Source organism: Corynebacterium sp. Marseille-P8863, assembly GCF_946902955.1.
GTDB classification, from domain to species: domain Bacteria; phylum Actinomycetota; class Actinomycetes; order Mycobacteriales; family Mycobacteriaceae; genus Corynebacterium; species Corynebacterium gottingense.
In genome coordinates, this window is record NZ_CAMPQC010000002.1 from 1 (window position 1) to 20738 (window position 20738).

The 20738-nt window shown below is 65.6% G+C and carries 19 protein-coding genes; 14 read left to right on the plus strand and 5 right to left on the minus strand.

The features are described 5' to 3' along the window. Positions 1-1388, minus strand: a 1388-nt coding sequence (locus OVO38_RS02020; RefSeq protein ID WP_267207648.1) for a Rib/alpha-like domain-containing protein, incomplete at its 3' end; no start/stop codon positions are given. Positions 1389-1677: 289 nt separating this feature from the next. Next, complete coding sequence (locus tag OVO38_RS02025; RefSeq protein ID WP_267207649.1) at positions 1678-2661, minus strand: hypothetical protein; 984 nt, start codon at positions 2659-2661, stop codon at positions 1678-1680. Positions 2662-2847: 186 nt separating this feature from the next. Between OVO38_RS02025 and OVO38_RS02030 the strand changes: the two genes are divergently transcribed. The 10 genes from OVO38_RS02030 (at position 2848) to OVO38_RS02075 (ending at position 13217) form a co-directional block, all read left to right on the plus strand. Further along, on the plus strand, positions 2848-3213 hold the full coding sequence (locus tag OVO38_RS02030; protein ID WP_267207650.1) for a DUF4259 domain-containing protein: 366 nt from the start codon (positions 2848-2850) through the stop codon (positions 3211-3213). 10 nt (positions 3214-3223) lie between these two features. Beyond that, positions 3224-3838, plus strand: coding sequence for a dTMP kinase (locus tag OVO38_RS02035; RefSeq protein ID WP_267207651.1), 615 nt, complete (start codon positions 3224-3226; stop codon positions 3836-3838). Next, the gene (mtrA, locus tag OVO38_RS02040; protein ID WP_095278806.1) at positions 3838-4521 is read left to right on the plus strand and encodes an MtrAB system response regulator MtrA; all 684 of its coding nucleotides are present in this window, start codon (positions 3838-3840) and stop codon (positions 4519-4521) included. The genes OVO38_RS02035 and mtrA overlap by 1 nt, the downstream gene beginning before the upstream one ends. Before the next feature lie 63 nt (positions 4522-4584). Then, positions 4585-6183, plus strand: coding sequence for an MtrAB system histidine kinase MtrB (mtrB, locus tag OVO38_RS02045; protein ID WP_323746817.1), 1599 nt, complete (start codon positions 4585-4587; stop codon positions 6181-6183). Beyond that, a complete protein-coding gene (locus tag OVO38_RS02050) occupies positions 6167-7912 on the plus strand; it encodes an LpqB family beta-propeller domain-containing protein (RefSeq protein ID WP_267207652.1) in 1746 nt (581 codons plus the stop codon). The genes mtrB and OVO38_RS02050 overlap by 17 nt, the downstream gene beginning before the upstream one ends. 28 nt (positions 7913-7940) lie before the next feature. After that, the gene (locus tag OVO38_RS02055) at positions 7941-8558 is read left to right on the plus strand and encodes a ComF family protein (protein WP_267207653.1); all 618 of its coding nucleotides are present in this window, start codon (positions 7941-7943) and stop codon (positions 8556-8558) included. Between the two features lie 170 nt (positions 8559-8728). Further along, positions 8729-9397, plus strand: coding sequence for a ribosome hibernation-promoting factor, HPF/YfiA family (gene hpf / locus OVO38_RS02060; RefSeq protein ID WP_095536395.1), 669 nt, complete (start codon positions 8729-8731; stop codon positions 9395-9397). A 280-nt stretch (positions 9398-9677) separates the two neighbouring features. Beyond that, positions 9678-12269, plus strand: coding sequence for a preprotein translocase subunit SecA (secA, locus tag OVO38_RS02065; protein ID WP_267207654.1), 2592 nt, complete (start codon positions 9678-9680; stop codon positions 12267-12269). A 40-nt stretch (positions 12270-12309) separates the two neighbouring features. Then, positions 12310-12723, plus strand: coding sequence for an HAD family hydrolase (locus tag OVO38_RS02070; RefSeq protein ID WP_095536393.1), 414 nt, complete (start codon positions 12310-12312; stop codon positions 12721-12723). After that, the gene (locus OVO38_RS02075) at positions 12723-13217 is read left to right on the plus strand and encodes a DUF6912 family protein (RefSeq protein ID WP_095536392.1); all 495 of its coding nucleotides are present in this window, start codon (positions 12723-12725) and stop codon (positions 13215-13217) included. Before OVO38_RS02070 ends, OVO38_RS02075 begins: the two co-directional genes overlap by 1 nt. On the opposite strand, the gene rsgA is transcribed toward OVO38_RS02075, so the two are convergent. Next, on the minus strand, positions 13191-14219 hold the full coding sequence (gene rsgA, locus OVO38_RS02080; RefSeq protein WP_095536391.1) for a ribosome small subunit-dependent GTPase A: 1029 nt from the start codon (positions 14217-14219) through the stop codon (positions 13191-13193). The two genes, OVO38_RS02075 and rsgA, sit on opposite strands and share 27 nt — an antisense overlap. Next, complete coding sequence (gene aroA / locus OVO38_RS02085) at positions 14219-15499, minus strand: 3-phosphoshikimate 1-carboxyvinyltransferase (protein ID WP_233127038.1); 1281 nt, start codon at positions 15497-15499, stop codon at positions 14219-14221. Before aroA ends, rsgA begins: the two co-directional genes overlap by 1 nt. A gap of 12 nt (positions 15500-15511) precedes the next feature. On the opposite strand from aroA, the gene OVO38_RS02090 reads away from it, so the two are divergent. Beyond that, a complete protein-coding gene (locus tag OVO38_RS02090) occupies positions 15512-16195 on the plus strand; it encodes an SOS response-associated peptidase (RefSeq protein ID WP_095536389.1) in 684 nt (227 codons plus the stop codon). 4 nt (positions 16196-16199) lie between these two features. On the opposite strand, the gene OVO38_RS02095 is transcribed toward OVO38_RS02090, so the two are convergent. Beyond that, entirely contained in the window at positions 16200-16673 is a 474-nt protein-coding gene (locus OVO38_RS02095) for an aminoacyl-tRNA deacylase (protein WP_095537115.1), read from the minus strand. Between the two features lie 67 nt (positions 16674-16740). On the opposite strand from OVO38_RS02095, the gene OVO38_RS02100 reads away from it, so the two are divergent. From OVO38_RS02100 to OVO38_RS02110, 3 genes are all read left to right on the plus strand, one after another. Further along, positions 16741-17361 carry a sigma-70 family RNA polymerase sigma factor gene (locus tag OVO38_RS02100; protein WP_095537253.1) on the plus strand — a complete coding sequence of 207 codons (621 nt, stop codon included), beginning with the start codon at positions 16741-16743 and terminating at the stop codon, positions 17359-17361. Next, a complete protein-coding gene (locus tag OVO38_RS02105) occupies positions 17361-17675 on the plus strand; it encodes a mycothiol system anti-sigma-R factor (RefSeq protein WP_323746815.1) in 315 nt (104 codons plus the stop codon). Before OVO38_RS02100 ends, OVO38_RS02105 begins: the two co-directional genes overlap by 1 nt. A 624-nt stretch (positions 17676-18299) precedes the next feature. Further along, entirely contained in the window at positions 18300-20669 is a 2370-nt protein-coding gene (locus OVO38_RS02110) for a hypothetical protein (RefSeq protein WP_267207655.1), read from the plus strand. Positions 20670-20738 lie beyond the last annotated feature (69 nt).

Here is a 20738-nt window from a genome sequence, read left to right on the forward strand (position 1 = left end):
GTGAAATCGAATTCGGTGCCGTCTGGTAGGGCGTCGGTGTCGGCGACGCTGTTTTTCGGCTCGGGGTCCTCGCCGTATTTGACGTTTTGGGCTTGGCCCTGCGGGTCGTAAAGGTCATCCATCGTTGTGACCGTCACCGTCACATCGAAGGCGGGAGATACAGAGCCGTCGGAGAATTCCACTTGAACTGGTACGTGATGTACCCCTTTCAATGCAATGTCGTTAGGGCGAGCGACAATTTCGCCGTTCTCGATGCGTACCCAGTCGCGATTATTCCCGACATCGGAAACGAAGAACCTCGCCCCCTCAGGCTGCTCGTAACTTTCACCACGAGCTTTATGCGTGTCGATCAACAGTGGCGTAGGTGTAGAGCCAGATGCATTCACCCCGACGGTAATCTCGCTGACCTTCTCTGGCAGATATTGGGTGGATTGGTGTGGCTCGCCCACAAAGATATGGAAGTTGGGCAGGTCATACTGGCCGTTGCTCTTGTCATAGTCGACATCGAGAGGGATTTCGAGTAAGCCAGCACGTTCAGCACCGTCAGCGACTTCGATCTTGAGCTTATTGTCGGTGACGCTGACATTGTTTCCTGGCTGGCTAAAGAAATCCCGAGTTTTTTTAAAAGCGGGCTCATTATCTAGCGTGTTGCGGTCTACGGTGAGGATAGCTTGCGATCCCGGTTTGCCCATATGTAGCGGCCATTTGTCGGAAGACTTCTCGCGGAACGGATCGGACCATGCAACCTCTTCCAGAATGAAAGGTTGGTCGCCCGGTTTTATCACCTGGGGGTGCCGGGGGAACTTTGGCTCGTAACGAATGTGAGCAGGAAGATCTTCTTCGCTATCGGCAAGGTAAACGTGGACATAAGTAGTAAAAGTGGTTCCGTCGAGAATAGCTTTGACCCCGAGGCGAGCCTGCTGGGCGTCGTTTGGAATCCCATTGGTTAAATCAAGGGTCATACTGCCGTCGTCGTGAAAGTCCACCCAGCTCAAGTCGTCACCATTTTGCACCAACTCGTATGTGACCCCAGAAGGTTCTGGGCGCTGCAGCTCGGAAGGGTAGAACTCCCAGTACTCGGGGGCGGGGACTTCTACTTTTTGGCCGACCTTCCCCAAAACGAAGTCGGGGTAGGTGGGTACGTAACTTTGGTACCACGCGTAGCCGGTCCCCGTCCCCTCGAGTCCCACGGGCGCGCCGTCCACCTCCGGGATCGCAGTGTCATCGCGCTCCGGTACTGCCGGCGCTTCGTCTTCGGCCTGCGCGTACGCTGCAGGCGGAGCTGCGATGCTTACCGCGGCGGTGCCAGAGATGGCCAGCGTAGCTGCCATGGATGCGGCGAGGGCCGGGCGAAGATCAACCTTGCGGGGGGTGAAGATAGACCGCATGTGGGTCCCTTTCTGAGGAGACGGCTAATAGGAAGAATCAGTCCCGGGAACCTGATCTACGGCACCAAACTGTTTTGAAAATCGCTTGATGCAGGGTTGGAGGGACCTTTGTATGGAATGTTACGGCATTGGTCATACAAAGGCACGGGGAGGCGCTGATACGTGTCGCCAAAATGGGGGTAACCGGCGGAATTCCAGCGCAGTTCGGGTGAGGTGGCTACAAGCGGGGCCCGGCAGCCAGCGACGCACCTTGGTTTTTCCTGGAATCGTCGGCGCTCGTCGCGAGCTCTTAGTGGCGGAAGTTGCCCACCCAACGCTGCCAGGCGTGCTGGGCGTCGGAGGAGAAGCCTCCGGGCTGCGGCGCGGCCGCTTCCTGCGGCTGCTCGGAGGAGGCTGCGGGTGCTTCCGGTGCTGCCGGTTCGGACTGCGGCTGCCCGGCCTGCTCAGCCTGGTTCGCCGGCTCTGCCGGTGCCTGCTGCTGCGGAGTGCCCGGCTCGCTCTGGCTGTTGTTGGCGCCATCGTTGAGGCCCATCGGGCGCAGTGCCTCGGAGGCCTGCTGTGCGGCCTCGCTGGCGGCGGACTGTGCTGCGGATTCGGCCGCGCTCGCCGGGTTCTCCGCACCTTGGTCGCCCGGGCCACCCGGGGTTGCGGATGCGGTCGGCTCCGTCGCTGGTGCGGCGGTCGTGGGCTCGCTGTTCTGGGCGTCGGCGGTGTCGGCGGTGCCCGGGGTGCCCGCAGCGCCCGGCTGCGCCGAACCGTTCGCGCCGCCGGTGGTGCCCGTGGTCGCCTGCGCCTCGGGGCCTGCCACCGCAGTCGTGGGCATCACGGTCGTGGGCACCACGTTGGTGGGGCGGAAGACGCGCGTGGACTGGTTCGACGGCTGTGCGGTACCCACCACCGCGTGCTGCGGCGCGTACGGGTCGGAGTTCAGGTTGTAGTTGGAACCGCCGCCCTGCTGGGCGGGCGCGGCCTGGTACGCGTCGGTGTCGTGGTGCGCGTTCTGGTGACGGGGGTCCTGGTTGTCCCCGCTGGTGGTGGAGGAATTGTGGTCCGCGGGGGCGTCGCTAAGCGCCGTTGCCTTCGTGGACTTCGAGATTGCAGACTCGGTGCTGGAGGCGGAGGTGTCCGGGTGCTTCGTGTCGCTGTCCGTGACGTACCCGGCCTGCGCGGAGCGGTCGGAGGCGGAGGTGTTGAACACCACGATGCCCACCACGATGGCTACCAGGATGCCGGCCGTCATGAAGAGGCCCACGCGGGGCTGGTTGTCCTTCATCGCTCCTCCTCTCGCATGTCACGCTATTGAGTCAAAAGTGTTACAACCCTATAACAAAAGTTGCGCTGAAGCCGTTATAGCACGCCGCAGGGGAAATTTTGTGTCCGAGTGATCGCAAACACACCCGCGGTGGCGCGATCGTGGTAGACCTAAGGGGCAAACTGCCCGATATAGAAGGAGACGCCGATGAGTACGTGGGACGAGGAAATCTTTTCCATCGACGCCAACACCGACTTTCTCGACGAGCTGGATACCCTCGAGGGGGACGAGCTCGAGCAGGCGCTTATCGACGCCGTGCTGCTGGCCGCCAACCAAGATCCCAGCACCGTCAACGAGGACGAGTTGCTGAACGCCCAGGCCGCGGCGACGATCGTGGCCATCTGGTCCGGCGCCCCCTTCTCCGCGGGCGAGACGGCCGATACGTACACCTTTATCCGCACGCACAACGGCGCGCTGGACGAGGAAACCTCGGAGGCGGCCACGTCCGTGCTCGAGGCCGCGGCCGAGCACACCGACGCGGACCTGGACCAGTTCCTCGAAGCGCTGGCGTAGGCGCGCGAGCATGATCATTGCAGTCGAAGGCATCGACGGCGCCGGAAAGAACACCCTGGTCCAGGCGCTGCGCCGCGAGCGGGGCGCGGACGCGCTGGCGTTCCCCCGCTACGCGGACTCGATCCACGCGCAGCTGGCGCAGCAGGCGCTGCACGGGAAGATGGGCGACCTGACCGATTCTGCGTACGGCATGGCCACCATGTTTGCACTGGACCGCTTCGGGGCGAGGGCGGACATCGCGCGCTACAAGGGCAGCGACGAGATCGTGATCCTTGACCGCTACGTGGCGTCAAACGCGGCGTACTCCTGGGCGCGCACCGGCGACGAGACGGTCGTGGAGTGGGTCCGCGAGCTCGAGTTTGACCGGCTCGGCCTTCCTCTGCCGGACCTGCAGGTGCTCGTGGACACGCCCCCGGAGGTCGCGCAGGAGCGGGCCGTCCAGCGCGCGGCGCAGGACGCCTCGCGCGAGCGCGACCGTTACGAGCGGGATGCGCAGCTGCAGCGCGACACCCACGGCGCCTACGTGTCCCTGGCGGAAGCCGGCTGGGTGAGTCCGTGGATTCGCACCAATGATGCGGGCACTATTATGCAAGCAGTGAAAGACTTCTACGCCAAGGAGCCGTGATGCAGCCGAAGATCCTCGTTGTTGATGATGACCCAGCCATCAATGAGATGCTCACCATCGTGCTGGAGGCCGAGGGCTTCCGCACCGCGTCCGTCCAGGACGGCGCGGAGGCGGTGGACGCGTTCCACAGCTTTGACCCGGACCTGATCCTGCTGGACCTCATGCTCCCGGGCGTCAACGGCATTGACATCTGCCGCGAGATCCGCCGCACCTCTCCGGTGCCCATCGTCATGCTGACCGCGAAGACCGACACGGTCGACGTGGTGCTCGGCCTGGAATCCGGGGCGGACGACTACATCACCAAGCCGTTCAAGCCAAAGGAGCTGGTGGCCCGCATTCGCGCCCGTCTGCGCCGTACCGACGACCAGGCCAGCGACGTCCTCCACGTGGGTGACCTGACCATTGACGTCCCGCAGCACATTGTCAGCCGCGGCAGCGAGGAGATCTCGCTGACCCCGCTGGAGTTCGACTTGCTGCTCGAGATGGCTCGCAAGCCCAACCAGGTGCACACCCGTGAGGAGCTGCTGGAAACGGTGTGGGGCTACCGCAACGCCTCGGACACCCGCCTGGTCAACGTGCACGTACAGCGCCTGCGCTCCAAGATCGAGCGCGACCCGGAGAACCCGGAGATCATCCTGACCGTGCGCGGTCTGGGCTACAAGACCGGCAAGCCGGGGGTGTAGCACATAAAGCGCAACGCAGTCTGGCGGGCGAGAGAGCGCGTCGCAGAATCTTGGCGCACCTCCCTGCAGGTTCGGTTCGTGGGCACGGTGCTCATCGTCTCCACCGTGGTCATGCTCGTGCTCGGCTTCGCCATGGCTTCCGTGGTCACCCAGCGCATCGCCGCCACCAAGCTCGACGCGGCGAGCGTGGAGATTGACCGCGCGCGGGTGATGGTGGAGGACCAAGTCAACACCACTGGCAGCGCGTCCTCCCTGCAGGTGCGGCTGAACTCAGCGCGCGCCGCGCTGACGCAGCGCTCCCAGCAAAGCGCTGAGGCTCCGAGCGTGTACGAGCCGGTCCTGGTGGTCAGCGGCGGCCCCGGCGCCGGTACCTCCTCGCCGGAGTCTTTCTCCATCCCGGAGCGGCTGCGAACTTACGTGTCCGAGGGCAACGTGGCCTACCAGTATTCCAGCGTGGAGCGCGCTGACGGCACGACCTACAACGCCCTCATCATCGGTACGCCGACGAACGCGGACGTGCAGGACCTCCAGCTGTACCTGGTCATGAACATGGACAACGAGGCCTCCACGCTCGCGCTTATGCGCGGCCTGATTGCGTCGGCGGCGGTGATCGTCATCGTGCTGCTGGTGGGCATTGCGTGGCTCGCTTCGCAGCAGATCGTCGCGCCGGTGCGCTCGGCGTCGCGCACGGCGGAGCGCTTCGCCTCCGGCCACCTCCGCGAGCGCATGCCCGTGGACGGCGAGGACGAGATGGCGGTGCTCGCACTGTCCTTCAACAACATGGCGGACAAGATCTCGCAGCAGATCAACCACCTCGAGCAGTACGGCGACCTGCAGCGGCAGTTCACCTCGGACGTCTCCCACGAGCTGCGCACCCCGCTGACCACGGTCCGCATCGCCGCCGACATGATCGCCGCCAATGAGGATGAGCTGGACCCGGCGACCAAGCGCGCCTCGCAGTTGATGATCAGCGAGCTCGACCGCTTCGAGGCCCTGCTCACCGACCTGCTCGAGATCTCCCGCCACGACGCCGGTGTTGCGGACCTCTCGCTGGCAAACATCGACGCCCGCGCGCCCATTGAGTCGGCCTGGGCACAGACGAAGCACCTGGCAGAGGAGCTCGAGGTCGAGGTGCTTTTCGACGTCCCCGAGGACCCCGTCAACATCGAGGGAGACCCGCGACGCATCGAGCGCATCGTGCGCAACCTCATGGCCAACGCCATCGACCACTCCGAGGGCAACCCGGTGCGCGTGGTGCTGCGCGCCAACGACGAGGCTGTCGCCATCACCGTCACCGACGGCGGCGTGGGCCTTAAGCCCGGCCAGGAGGAGCTGGTGTTCAACCGCTTCTGGCGCGCGGACAAGTCGCGCAAGCGCCATTCCGGCGGCACCGGGCTGGGCCTGGCCATTGCCCGCGAGGACGCGCTGCTGCACAAGGGAACGCTCGACGCTGCGGGCACCCCGGGCGTGGGCGCGCAGTTCCGGCTCATTCTGCCGCGCCACACCGAGGACGGGTTCACCGAGGAGCCCCTGCCGCTGGTCGCACCGGGGGCGGAGCTGGAAGCGGCGGCGGAGCCCGCGGAACCTGCGCAACCCGCGGGGCCGGCGGCACAGGACGACACTGCAGCGCTAAAGGAGGCGACAGATGCGGAGGAACGGTAAGGCCAAGGCGGCGGTGGCGGTGGCGTCGATAATCGCCCTGACCTCGGGATGTACCTCCTTGCCCGCGAATACTGACCCGCACGTGCTGCACCCCTTTGACGAGCAGACCGCGGGCGGCCCGGACGTGACCCCGGTGCAGGGGCGAGAGCCGGACCTGCTGCTGCGCGACTTTTACAGCGCGGCCGCGGTTCCCGCCGGCGACTACGAGGCGGCGCGCGCGTTCCTCACGGGCGACGCGCGCTCGGCCTGGGACCCGCGCGTGCAGACGCTGGTGGTGGACAGCCTCGGGGTGACCACGCTGGTCGGCAGCGCGGGGAACAAGCGCAGCTTCAGCGTCCACGGCGACGTGGTCGGCGAGCTGCACGACGGCGGCGCGTTCACTCCGGAGCATGGCTCGTACGAAGCCACGATCGAGCTCGAGCTTGTCGACGGCGAGTGGCGCATTTCCTCGCTTCCGTCCGGCGTGGTACTGGAGCGCAGCGAGATGCGCGACGAGTACCAGCCCTACGACCTCTACTTCTTCGACCCCGCCGGCAACGAGCTCATCACGGATCGTCGCTGGGTCTACGCCCGCCGCGAGTCGCTGCCGAGCGCCCTGATCTCCCTGCTCACACAGGGGCCGTCGGACCGCCTCCAGCCCGCGGTGTCCGGCCCGAACGCGCTCGCCTCTGCGGAGGAGGAGGACGCGACGATCGCGTACACCGGCTTCAACGACGGCGCGTACGAGTTCACCGGCTTCGGCGGCATGGACGAACAGACGCGCAAGCAGTTCGCCGCGCAGGTGGTCTGGACGCTCGCCTCCGCCGGCGTGACCGGGCCCTATAACCTGCAGGCCGACGGGGAAGCGCTCTTCGACGGCGCCGACAAGCTCACCGTCGACGACTTCGCCGAGTTCAGCCCCCTCGTGGACCTCGTGGGCGACAGCACGCTCTATTCGCTTACCGACGGCCACGTGTCCCGCGTCAGCGGCGGCACCGCCAGCCAAGTCGACGGCCCGCTTGGGCAGGACGGTAACGTCATGACCGCCGACATCTACGGCGAGGACGCCTGGGCCGGCGTCTTCGGCGACGGGCCCGAGGGCGAGGACGACACGTTCCGCGTCGGCCGTTTCGGCGGAGGGGACGAAGAGGTAGTGAAGGGCAAGACGTTCTCCAGGCCCACCTTCGAGCCGGACGCGGCCGCCGTGTGGATCGTTGCGGAAGGCAAGAACGTGCTGCGCACGTGGCGGTCCACCGCCACCGGCGAGTACACCACGAGCGAGATCACCGTCGACCTGCCGGAAGGCGTGGAAGGCAACATTTCGGTGCTACGCCTAACGCGAAGCTCGGCGCGCGTCCTCATGATCATCGACGGTCATCTGTACACCGGCATCGTGCAGCGCGGGCAGACCGGCGATCGCTCCATCGTGAACGTGATGGAGTACGCCTCCGAGCTCGGCGGGTCATTCATTACCGCCGAGTGGCAGCCGGACGGGTCGCTGCTGGCCGGCACCTCCAGCGCGGCCGCGCCGGTGCTGCGGGTGGAGCAGGACGGTTCCTCCACGACCACGCTGTCCGCGGGCAACATTTCCGCGCCGGTGGTGGCCGTGGGCACCTCGCCGAACATGCTCTACGTCACCGACGCCAACGCGTTGCTGCAGATGCCCATCTCCGGTGCGGATAACCCGCTGTGGCGCGAAGTCCCGGGCCTGCTGGGCACCCGTGCGCTGCCGATTGTGGCCCGCCACTAGGCAGCGGTTCCGGGGGAGGGGGAAGACAATGCTTGGGGGCGTCGCCGACCTGATCCTGCCGCGCTACTGCGTCGGCTGCGGCGAGCCGGGCGCGGTCCTGTGCGGGCGTTGCCGCACCCTGCTGGCGGCGCCGCCGACCCGCGTGTTCCCCAACGTCGCCGTCCACGCGCCCGTCTTCGCGCTCGGCCCGTACGCGGGGGCGCACCGCGGCGTCATCCTGGCGATGAAGGAGCGCAAGAACCTCGCGGTGCGCCGCCACGTCGGCGCGGTCATCGGGGCCGCGGTGGAATTCCTCGAGGTGCGCGGTGATCTCGCGGACGTGGACGTGCTCGTCCCCGCGCCGACGCGTGCCGCGAGCGCGCGAGAGCGCGGCGGTGATCCGGTGCAGGCCGTGTGCCAAGCGAGCGGGCGCGCGACGGTGCCTGCGCTGGAGTTGGACCCGCGCACCGCGGACCAATCCGAGCTGGACGAGGCGGGCCGCAGGGCCAATCTGGCGGGGGCAGTGCGGGTGACGGCTACCCCCGCTGGAAACGTGGTGATCGTAGACGACGTGGTGACTACGGGGGCAACGCTGGGGGCAAGCGTGGCCGGGCTGCTGGCCCACGGGGTGCGGGTCGTCGGCTGCCTCACGATGGCCGAGGCGTGAATAAAAGTGCAGGCAAGAGTGGGTTCTGTGTGGTATGCGTGCCGCCGGCTGCGAGGCGCGGACGCATTCAGGAAGTTGGGCGGGAGTTCTTTGGAAAAACAGACACATTGGTTATGACCAGTTGTATAGTGGACGTAGACCGAGTTCCTACTACTCAAGGGAGGACGCAGATGACTTCTGCAGACCAACACGACAGCCTGAGCCCCAACGCGCAGGTGACCATCACCGGCCGAAATGTCGATGTCCCTGAGCACTTCCAAGAGCGCGTGAACGCCAAGCTTGCCAAGGTGGAAAAGCTTGACCCGTCGCTCACCTTCTTCCACGTCGAGCTGCAGCACGAGCCCAACCCGCGCCGCGAGGCGCAGGCGCAGCGCGTGCAGATCACCGCAACCGGCAAGGGCCACCTCGCCCGCGCCGAGGCGAAGGAGGACAGCTTCTACGCCGCGCTCGAGTCCGCGCTGGGTAAGATGGAGCGCTCCCTGCGCAAGGTGAAGGTCCGTCGCCAGGTTGCCCGGTCCGGCCACCGCGCGCCGAAGTCCACCGGCCAGATCGCCGCTGAGCTGGCGCAGGAGGCCGAGGAGGCACGCAACAAGGCGGAGAATAACTACGACGTTGACCCGTACGCGGCCACCATTGAGGACGTGGAGCCGGGCCAGGTCGTGCGTCGCAAGGAGCACCCCGCCACCCCGATGAGCGTGGACGAGGCCCTCTCCGAGATGGAGCTGGTGGGCCACGACTTCTTCCTTTTTGTGGATGAGGAGTCTAAGCGCCCGTCCGTGGTGTACCGCCGCCACGCCTACGATTACGGCCTGATCGTCCTCGCGGACGCCGAGGCGTAAGCGCCGACGCCGGCTGTACCGCCCGCGCATCCCAAGTTCGCACGGGGTGCGCGGGCGGTTGTTGTGTGCGGTGGCGGAGGGGAGGGGGGCTCGGGGGCGTCGATAAGCATGCGCCCTTGCGCTCACATCAACCTTTTACCGGACAGTCAGGCCGGGGGTTGCCAACAGCTGGAGGAATATGCGTACAATTGCCCGTTGGTACACCATAATGAACTCCACGTAGAACGCGTTTTTTCGCATTCGCTACGCCAAGAACTGACTCAAGAAGGATTCGCACAACGTGTTTGGACTTTCCAAGTTGCTCCGCGCCGGTGAAGGGCGCACCGTCAAGCGCTTAGCCAAGATTGCTGACCAGGTCATGGCGCTGGAAGGGGAATACGAGGCCCTGACCGACGAGGAGCTCAAGGCGAAGACCGGCGTGTTCAAGCAGCAGGTCGAAGAGGGCGCGTCGCTGGACGACATCCTCGTCGACGCGTTTGCCACCGCCCGCGAGGCGTCGTGGCGCGTGCTGGGGCAGAAGCACTACAAGGTGCAGATTATGGGTGGCGCGGCGCTGCACTTCGGCTCCGTCGCCGAGATGAAGACCGGTGAGGGCAAGACCCTGACCTCGGTGCTGCCCGCATACCTCAACGGCCTGTCCGGCAAGGGCGTGCACATCGTCACGGTCAACGATTACCTGGCCAAGCGTGACGCGGAAATGATGGGCCGTGTGCACCACTTCCTCGGCCTGGACGTGGGCGTGATCCTCTCCGAGATGCGCCCGGACGAGCGCAAGAAGGCCTACGCGGCCGCGATTACGTACGGCACCAACAACGAGCTGGGCTTTGACTACCTGCGCGACAACATGACGCGCTCCATGAACGACATGGTGCAGCGCGGCCACAACTACGCCATCGTGGACGAGGTTGACTCGATCCTCATCGATGAGGCGCGTACGCCGCTGATTATTTCCGGCCCCGTCGACGGCTCGAGCCAGTACTACACCGTCTTCGCGCAGCTGGCGCCGCGCATGCGCGAGGGGAAGCACTACGAGGTGGACCACCGCAAGCGCACCATCGGTATTACTGAGGACGGCGTGGAGTTCGTCGAGGACCAGCTGGGCATTACCAACCTCTACGCGCCGGAGCACTCGCAGCTGGTGAGCTACCTCAACAACGCCATCAAGGCGAAGGAGCTCTTCGAGCGCGACAAGGACTACATCGTCCGCCAGGGCGAGGTCATGATCGTGGACGGCTTCACCGGCCGCGTGCTGGCCGGCCGCCGCTACAACGAGGGCATGCACCAGGCCATTGAGGCCAAGGAGCAGGTGGAGATCAAGAACGAGAACCAGACGCTGGCTACCGTCACGCTCCAGAACTACTTCCGCCTGTACGACAAGCTGGCGGGCATGACCGGTACCGCCGAGACCGAGGCGGCCGAGCTGCACCAGATTTACAAGATGGACGTCGTGCAGATCCCGCCGAACCGTCCGAACCAGCGCCAGGACCGCGACGACCTGATCTACAAGACGCAGGAGGCCAAGTTCGCGGCCGTGGCCGAGGACATTGCAGAGCACTCGGAGAAGGGCCAGCCGGTGCTGGTGGGCACCACCTCGGTGGAGCGCTCCGAGTACCTGTCGCAGCTGCTTACCCGCAAGGGCGTGAAGCACAACGTGCTCAACGCGAAGCACCACGAGGAAGAGGGCCGCATCATCGCCGAGGCCGGCCTGCCGGGCCGCGTGACCGTGTCTACCAACATGGCCGGCCGCGGTACGGACATCGTGCTGGGCGGCAACCCGGAAATTCTGCTGGACGCGAAGCTGCAGGCGCAGGGCCTGGACCCGTTTGAGAACGAGGAGGGTTATCAGGAGGCGTGGGACGCACAGCTCCCGGCTGCAAAGGAGCGCTCCAAGCAGCTTGGTGATGAAGTCCGCGCTGCCGGCGGCCTCTACGTCATCGGCACCGAGCGCCACGAGTCGCGCCGCATTGACAACCAGCTGCGCGGCCGCTCCGGCCGCCAGGGCGACCCGGGTGAGACCCGCTTCTACCTCTCCATGCGCGACGAGCTCATGGTGCGCTTCATGGGCCAGTCCATGGAGAACATGATGAACCGCCTCAACGTGCCGGACGACGTGCCGATCGAGGCGAAGATGGTCTCCAACGCCGTGAAGGGCGCGCAGGCCCGCGTGGAGAACCAGAACTTTGAGATGCGCAAGAACGTGCTTAAGTACGACGAGGTGCTCAACGAGCAGCGCAAGGTGGTCTACCGCGAGCGCCAGGAAATCCTGGGCTCCAAGGACATCAAGGACCAGGTCCGCCGCATGATCGATGACACCGTCGGCGCCTACGTCGAGGGAGCCACCATGAACGGTTACGTGGAGGACTGGGACCTGCGCGAGCTGTGGAACGCGCTCGACTCCCTCTACGGCCCGACGGTGTCCTCCGAAGAGCTCGTCGAGGGCTCCACCTACGGCAGCCCGGGTGAGATCAGCGCCTCCGAGCTGCGCCAGGCGCTTATCGACGATGCGCAGGCCCAGTACGACAAGCTCGAGGAGAACGTCGCCGCGATCGGCGGGGAAGACCAGATGCGCAACATCGAGCGTTCCGTGATCCTGCCGATCATCGACACCAAGTGGCGCGAGCACCTCTACGAGATGGACTACCTGAAGGAAGGCATCGGCCTGCGCGCGATGGCGCAGCGTGACCCGCTGGTGGAGTACCAGAAGGAAGGTGGCGACATGTTCGCCGCCATGAACGAGGCCGTCCAGGAGGAGACGGTGCGCCAGCTGTTCCTCATCCGCAAGCAATTCGAGGGGCAGAACGGCACTGAAGGCGCTGACGGTGCTGCGGGCGCAGAGGGCTCCGGCGACGCACCGCAGGGTCAGCAGGCCTAAGTTCCCGTACACTACCGGGAGTGAAGAAAGGAGAGAGGCAATGCAGGGACTGATTATTGATTACGCCGGCGTCCTGGACCAGGACCCGGAGGATGTCGCCCGCTGGCGCGAGCTCATCGCCGAGGTGAAGAAGCAGGAGATCTCCGTCGGCATCCTGTCCAACGAGGAGGCGGACAGCCCGATGGCGGAGGCCATCCGCGAGTGGGAGTTCCGCGGCGACGTGGACGCCGTTGTCCTCTCCGGCGAGGTCGGGGTGGGCAAGCCTGACCGCGCCGCGTTCCAGGCTGCGGCCGACGCCATCGACGTGATCATCAACGACTGCGTGATGATCGACGACGACATTGTCAACGTCCGCGCGGCCGTCGAGTTCGGCATGATCGGCATCCTGCACACCGCATTCGAGCGCACCGCGGTGGAGATCCAGACCCTGTTCGGAGTTGAGGGCGAGTTCTAATGCGCGTCTACATCCCCGCCACCTTCGCCATGCTGGAACAGCTCAACGAGCAGGGCGTCCTGCACGCCCGCAATGGGTGGGGCTTCGCCGCCACCCCGGAGCTCACCGAGTTTTTCAACTCCGGCGACCAGGAAGAGATCGAGGCCATCGCGTTCGATGACGCGGCGCTCGCCTCGATCCGCTTGCTCGCCATCGGCGACGAGGAGCGCTTCCCGCACCGCCGCGTCGTCGTGTCCGCCGACGTTGACGCCACCGGAGAGCCGGACATGGGCGAGTCCGTGGTCAAGGTGTCCGGCCCCGTCGAGCTCAAGGACGTCGCTGCCGTCCACGTGGACGTGCGCGAGGCCGAAGACGCCACGAAGCGGGCCACCGAGCTCATCGACGCCGCCGATCTCGGCGACGAGGACGCCGAGCTGGCCGTGGGCGACGCCCAGGACAACTACATGGCGTTCTTCGACCCCAGCGAGCTACCGTTCCTCATCGAGCTGCTTTAGCTCCCACTCATTATTCGAGTGCAGCGCAGCCAACAGGTTGCGCACCGCCGCCGCCCGCCTGCCCACAGGCGAGTCGGCGGCGAAGTCGTCCCACGCGCACTCCGGGTCCGCGGGCGGGCCCAGGTGGGTGCAGCCGCGCGGGCAAGCGTCTGCGGCCTCGGACAGGTCGGGGAAGACGTCGATGATCTGCTCCGGCTGGACGTGCGCCAGCCCGAACGACCGGATGCCGGGGGTGTCGATGATCCATCCGCCGCCCGGGCCGGTGAGCTCCAGGGCGACGGATTGGGTTGAGGTGTGGCGCCCCTTGCCCACGCCGGAGACGTCGCCGGTCTCGCGCTGGGCGTCCGGCACGATGCGGTTGACCAGGGTGGACTTGCCCACGCCGGAGTGGCCGATGAGGGCGGAGACGTGGGCGTCGAGAAGCTGCTTGAGCGTCGCCAGGTCGTCGTCCGTGCCCGTGCGGAGCACCTGGACGTCCAGGTCGGCGATCTCGCGCTCAAAGTCGGTGGGGTCGTCGAGGTCGGACTTGGTCACGCAGACCACGGGGCGCACCCCGCCGACGAACGCGGCGATGAGAGCGCGCTCGACAAAGCCGGTGCGCGGCGGCGGATCGGCCGCGGCGACGACGATGAGCAAGAGCTCCGCGTTGGCCACGATGATCCGCTCGTAGGGGTCCGTGTCGTCGGCGGTGCGCCGCAGGACGGAGGTGCGGTCGGCGCGTTTGACGATGCGCGCGATCGTGTCCTTCTTGCCCGACGTATCGCCGACGACGCCGACGCGGTCGCCGACCTCCAGGCTCGTGCGCTTGAGCTGGCGGGCGCGGATGCAGTTGACCACCGGGCCGTCGTCGAGGACGACGCCCCAGCGACCGCGGTCCTTGGTGACCACCATGCCGTAGACGGCGTCGTTGTGGCTGGGCCGGTCCTTCGAGCGGGGGCGTTTGCCCTTGCCGGGGCGGACGCGGACGTCGGACTCGTCGTAGTCGGAAAATCGACGGCCCATTAGCCCTCCACCATCGCGGTCCACATATCGGCGAAGCCCGGCAGGGTCTTCGCGGTCGTGGCGATGTTTTCCACCTGCACGCCTTCCACGGCCAGGCCGAGGATCGCGCCGGCGGTGGCCATCCGGTGGTCCTCGTAGGAGTGCCAGGTACCGCCGTGCAGCGTGGCAGGGGAGATGCGCAGCCCGTCCGACAGCTCCTCGCAGGAGCCGCCGAGCCGGTTGATCTCCGTGGTCAGCGCCTCGAGGCGGTTTGTCTCGTGGCCGCGCAGGTGCGCGATGCCGGTGAGCTCGGACGGGGTGGCCGCCAGGGCGGCCAGCGCCGCGACGGTCGGGGTGAGCTCGCCGATGTCGCTCATGTCCAGGCGGATGCCGCGCAGGTTGCCGCGCTGCGGGCCGCGCACCTGGAGGGTGTGGTCGGCGCCGGTGGCGTGCAGCTCGACCTCGCAGCCCATGCGCTCGAGGATGTCGCGGATCACGTCGCCCGGCTGCGTGGTCTGGATCGGCCAGTGCGGCACTGCGGCGACGCCGCCGGTGACGGCCGCGGCGGCGAGGAACGGGGTGGCGTTGGACAGGTCCGGCTCGATGACCCACCGGTTCGGCCGGATTGGTTGCGGCTCGACCTTCCAGGTGTGGGCGGTGGCGGTGGTGTGCACGCCGGCGTCGGCAAGCATGGCCACCGTCATCTCGATGTGGGGCATGGACGGCAAGGTGCTGCCGGAGTGGGTGATGGTTACGCCGCGGTCGAAGCGCGGCGCGGCCAGCAGGAGGCCGGAGACGAACTGGGAGGAACCGGACGCGTCGATGGTCACCGCGCCGCCGTCGGCGTGGCCGGTGCCGTGGACGGTGAAGGGGAGTGCGTCGCCCGCTACGGCGACGCCGAGGTGGCGGAGCGCGTCCAGGATGGTGCCCATGGGGCGGGCCTTGGCTTGCACGTCGCCGTCGAAAAGCACCGGGCCCTGCGCAAACGCGGCGACGGCGGGCACGAACCGCATGACGGTGCCCGCGAGGCCGCAGTCCACCTCTGCGCCGTGGAGTTCGCCGGGCGTGACGCGGATTTCCTCGCCGCTGTGGGTGAACGTGGTGCCCATCGCGGCGAGCGCGGACTCCATGAGTTCCGTGTCTCGCGAGCGCAGCGCGCCGACGACGGTGGACTCGCTGTCGGCGAGCGCGGCGAGGATGAGCGCGCGGTTGGTCATCGACTTCGACCCCGGCACCTGCTGCGTGTGCGAGATGGGGTCGGGCGAAAACGGTGCGGTCCACAGTTCAGTCATGCGGTCCATCATAATAGAGGCATGTGTGGTCGTTTCGTGCTTTTCACCACCGGCGACGAGCTGCTTGACGCCGTCGGCACCCTGCCCGGGGCCGGCACCGTCGACGCCCCCGACGGCACGCCGCCCGCCCGCTACAACATCGCCCCGACCCAGCAGGTGCCGCTCGTGCGCTTCCAGGAGCAGGGGGCGCTTGTCGACGCCGCCCGCTGGGGCCTCCTCCCGTCCTGGAAAAACGACGAAACGGGGCCGCCGTTGTTCAACGCCCGCGCCGAGACCGTGGCCGAAAAACCCTCGTTCCGCTCCGCCTTCAAGTCGCGCCGCGGCCTGATGGTGCTGGACGGGTACTACGAGTGGAAGGGGGAGAAGGGCAGCAAGCAGCCCTACTTCGTCCGGCCCGAGTCCGGCCTGCTGTTCGCCGCGGCCCTGTGGGAGACAGGTCTGGACCGGTTGTCCACCACGATGGTGACTACCGCGGCGGCTGAAAATATGGCGTGGCTGCACCACCGACTCCCGCTATTCCTGGCCGCAGACGAGGTGGAGCAGTGGGTGTCCGGCACCCCGGAGGAGGCCGCGGAGCTACTCGCGCCCTCGCGGGTGGCGGACACGCTGCGCTGGCGGAAGGCGGACCCGGGCGTGGGCAGCGTGCGCAACGAGTATGCGGAGCTGACCGGGGTGGGCGAGCTGACGGACGTGCCCGCGGAGTAGGGGCTTACTGCGCGGCGATGTCGGCGAAGTCCGCGCCGGTGAGGGCGGCGAGGTCCTGCGGGGCGAGCTCCGCGGAGAGCCCGCGTTGGCCGGCGGAGACGATGATGGTGGGGAAGGGGGAGACGGAGGCGTCGATAAGCACTGGCAAACGCTGCAGGGTACCGAGCGGCGAGATGCCCCCGACGACGTAGCCGGTCGCGTGCTGGGCTTTCTTGGGGTCCGCCATCGCCGCCTTCTTCCAGCCGAGTGCTTTGGCGGCGGCCTTGAGGGAGAGGTGGCCGGCGACGGGGACGCAGCACAGCGCCATCTCGCGCTCGTTGGTCTCGTTGCGGACAACGAGCGTCTTGAGCGCGGCGGCGGGGTCCACCCCGAGCTCGTCGACGGAGTGCTCGCCGAAGTGGTCCTGGCTGGCCGCATATTCCAAGATGGTGTGCTCGGTGCCTTCGAGCGCGGCGATCGCGCGCGTGCGTGCAGACATAATTGGTACTCCTTTTGGTTGCTCCCGCCCGATCGTACGCCCGGCGCATTGCCCTACAATGGCGGGCATGCCCGAGACAGACCTGAAATCGCGCTTCACTGATGAAGCCATGCCCCTGCTTGACCAGCTCTATGGGGGCGCGCTGCGGATGACGCGGAACCCGCAAGACGCCGAGGACCTCGTGCAGGAGACGTACCTGAAGGCCTACAACGCGTTCGATCGGTTCAAGCCGGGCACGAACCTGAAGGCCTGGCTGTACCGGATTATGACCAACACGTATATCAATACGTACCGGAAAAAGCAGCGCCGACCGCTGGTGACCTCGGCGGATGACGTGACGGACAACCAGCTTTATACGTCCAGCTCGCACGAGTCGACGGGGCTGGAATCCGCCGAGGTGGAGGCGCTGAAACTGATGCCCAATTCGCGGATCTCGCAGGCGCTCAACGAGCTGAACGAGGACTACCGCATGGTCGTGTACTACGCGGACGTTGAGGGGCTGGCGTACAAGGAGATCGCCGAGGTCATGGACATTCCGCTCGGCACGGTGATGAGCCGGCTGCACCGTGGAAGAAAACAGTTGCGCGAGATGTTGAAAGACGTAGCGCGCGATCAGGGCATCGGACTGGATCACGCTGACATGCAGGACAGCGCCAAGAAAAGCGCCAAGAAAGCGGAGGAGAAGTGATGAGCACGCCCGGAAAGCACAACGACGCCGCTGGTCGGAGCCACGACGGCGCAGGCGGATGCTCGGGGGACTGCAGCGACGTGCACCCGCTGCTGTGCGAACTGTTCGATCCGGATACCCCGCCCGCGCGTGTACTGGAAATTCGTGAGCAGATTGCGGCGTGCCCGCACTGCTTTGGCAGGCTTGAATCGGAGCAGGCCGTGCGCGATCTGGTCCGCGATTGTTGCGGGGAAGCGCGGGCGCCGGAGCCGCTGCGTGACCGGATCATCGCTTCCATCACGTCTGTGAGTTACACAGAAATTCGGTATAACTGACCATCAGCCAGTTTTTATTAATCCCGTGATCGCGCAGGTCACGGGATTTTTTGCGCCTAGATTTTGCTGAAATATGGGGGCATAGTAGTTCTTTGCTTAGAGCGTTCCACAGGTGCAAACGGGGGTGATTTTCGGGGGTGGCGATTGGTGAACAATTGCCGCCCCAGTCGGCTGAGGAAACCTAAGTATTTTTTGCCTAGGTGTTTCCTGATTGGTCTGTCTTAGGAAAACGTTCACTATTCGGAGGAATGTCCAAAAAGTCCAGGTTGCTGGGAATGATAGCTGTGATTGCATGTATAACTATTCTTAGTAGGTATAATATGCAATCTTGTGGGCTGTTGAACAATTCTTATGGTTCTTAAATGTCGGCCGTATTTCGGGGGCGGTTGTAGAACAATTTACGTATGCACGTGACCACAAAGCCCAGCCAGACCCTGATAGCGTGTTGAACAATCAGTAAATAGAACGGGTAAAACGGTAAAAATTCGTAGCTGGATTTACACAGCTTCCCTCTGCATAGTCCTTGTGCATAAACTAAAGCCCGTAAACAACAGAACAGACACGCTGCGGACAGCGCACGGACACCATCCCCGCGACCCGCTGAACCGAGAAGAGGAACCAGTCATGAACGTCATCGCCCGCAAAGCACTTGCCGCCACTTGCGCGCTCGCAGTAATGGTTCCCGCCTTCCGGGTTCCCGCGGAGGCAAAGGTTGTTGACGACCCGAGCGTGGTCACCGTGACCGCCGACGAGGTCGGCCCCTTCTTCCACAACGTCGAGCTGGACAAGGGGCGCATCTCCTCCTTTAAGTTCACCGACCCGGCTTCCGTCGGCGGCACCCGGGACTCTTCCTTCTACATCGACTTCCGCTTCGGCGGCCAGAAGCTTGAGATGAGCGGCGCGAACACAAAGGTGCAGACCCGCAAGGACGGCAAGGCTGACGTGATCACGATGCGCAACGAGGACCGCAACCTCGGCGTGCAGTTCACCCGCGAGTTCCGCATCGATGGCAACACGGCCACCGTCCGTACCGAAATCACGAACACCAGCGGCAGCGACTCCTACTACCAGCTGGACATGACCAACCAGATCAACACCGCGCGCGAGCTGCAGGGGTCGTACGAGGATGGCCGCTTCACGGTCGGCCCCGAGTCCCTGGGCTACGATACGGAGATCTCCTTCGATGGCGCGACCTACTCCGGCGCTGCGAGCTCCTTCAACGGCACGACCAACCCGGACGAGGTCGGCTTCGTCGACGAGTCCGGTGCCCAGTTCCAGCGCGGCCGCTGGTTCGACGACATCGCCGCCGGCCAGACCGTCGTTGCAGAGACCACGATGACGATGCGCACCCAGGACGGCGCCGAGGACACCGACGGCGACGGCCTCGCCAACGCGTGGGAGGAGCAGGGGCTCACGCTTAACGACGGCACCGAGCTCCCCCTTAACGCGTGGGGCGCAGATCCGAACCGCCCCGACATTTTCCTGCAGATGAACTGGATGCCGTCCGAATACGAGTCTCTCGGCTGCTTTGACAATCCGCAGCAGGCAGCCTGCGCGGACGCAAACACGAAGAGCTACCGCCCGAGCAACGACATCCTGCAGCAGCTTGTCGACCTTTTTGCGGACCACGACGTGAACCTGCACATCGACGCCGGCGAGTCCTACACCAACATCCCGAACTACTCGGAGCGCCACGGTGGCGTCTACGGCGACTATACGAAGTACTACTTCCAGAACGAGCCGCAGGGCGTCAAGCTCATGGACAACATCGATGAGATGCTGGGCGACCGCTCCGCAGTCTTCCGCAGCGGCATGGTCGGCGACCAGATGGACCCGAGCACCTACTCGGTGGGTGTCTCCACGGTTGGTGACAACGCGTTCTACGTGGCCAACCACGACCGGATGACCACTGACGAGCAGTTCCGCAACACCATCCTCCACGAGCTGGGCCACACCCTCGGCCTGGACCACAACGGCTCCACCAAGTTTGCCAACCAGGTCCCGGACTCCGACTACCTGCCCAACTACTACTCGGTGATGAACTACCTCTACCAGTTCAGCCACTTTGACTATTCCGACCACGAGTCCGTCTCCGGCGGCGAGCTGCCGCAGGAATGCTACAACCCGGGCGCAAACTGCTACACCGGTGACTACCGGGTCCCCGCCGACTGGGACAACCTGATCATCAACACCGGCCACATTGGCAAGCCCGTGGGCACCGTCGGCGTCAAGAGCACGAAGGTTGATGCCGCTGCCGCGAAGACTGCAGCCAAGTACCAGCAGGACCTGACCAAGGCGGAGAAGAACGAGGGCACCGTCGACGTCGAGGTGGCAAGCTCCAACCTCGAGGCGGGCAAGGCCGGCAAAGTCACCCTGAAGGTGAACAACAGGGGCGCGGACCTGAACCGCTACACCGTCCAGGTGGTCACCCCGCACGGCGACGCCTCCAAGGACATCGTCCTCGACGGCGCGCTGACCGACCGCGACGAGGCCACCGTCACCGTGCCGGTGACCGCTGGCGACGCAGCCATCATGCCGCTCGACGTGAAGGTCACCAACCAGAATGGCGAGACCGCCTTCGAAGATCGCTTCGCCGTTGACGTCAAGGCCGGCAAGGCATCCGCGAACCCTGCAGCGATGGCAGGCGCTACCAACGCGCCCGCAAAGACGACCAAGACCGCGAAGTCTCAGGAGGCTGCGACCGAGACCGTGACGGCAAATCCGACCGTCGAGGCGGCACCGTCCAAGGCGGCGCCGGCGAAGTCGGCACCGGCAAAGTCGAAGGAATCCACCAAGAACGACGACGGCGCAATGACCACGGTGGCGTCGCCGAAGACGCAGGACCAGCCGGAAAAGAAGGAGCTGCACACGGCTTCCGACGACAGCCGTACGGAAGGCGGCCCGAACATCGCCGCCATCATCGTGCCGATCATCGCGATCCTAGCCATTATCGGCGGCGCTGCCGCTGCCCTCGGCTCCGGGGTGCTCGGCTAAGCGTGTTCGGCTAAGCGAGACGGATTGTGCGGAAGGCCTGGCCATGTTGGCCAGGCCTTTGGCGTATCT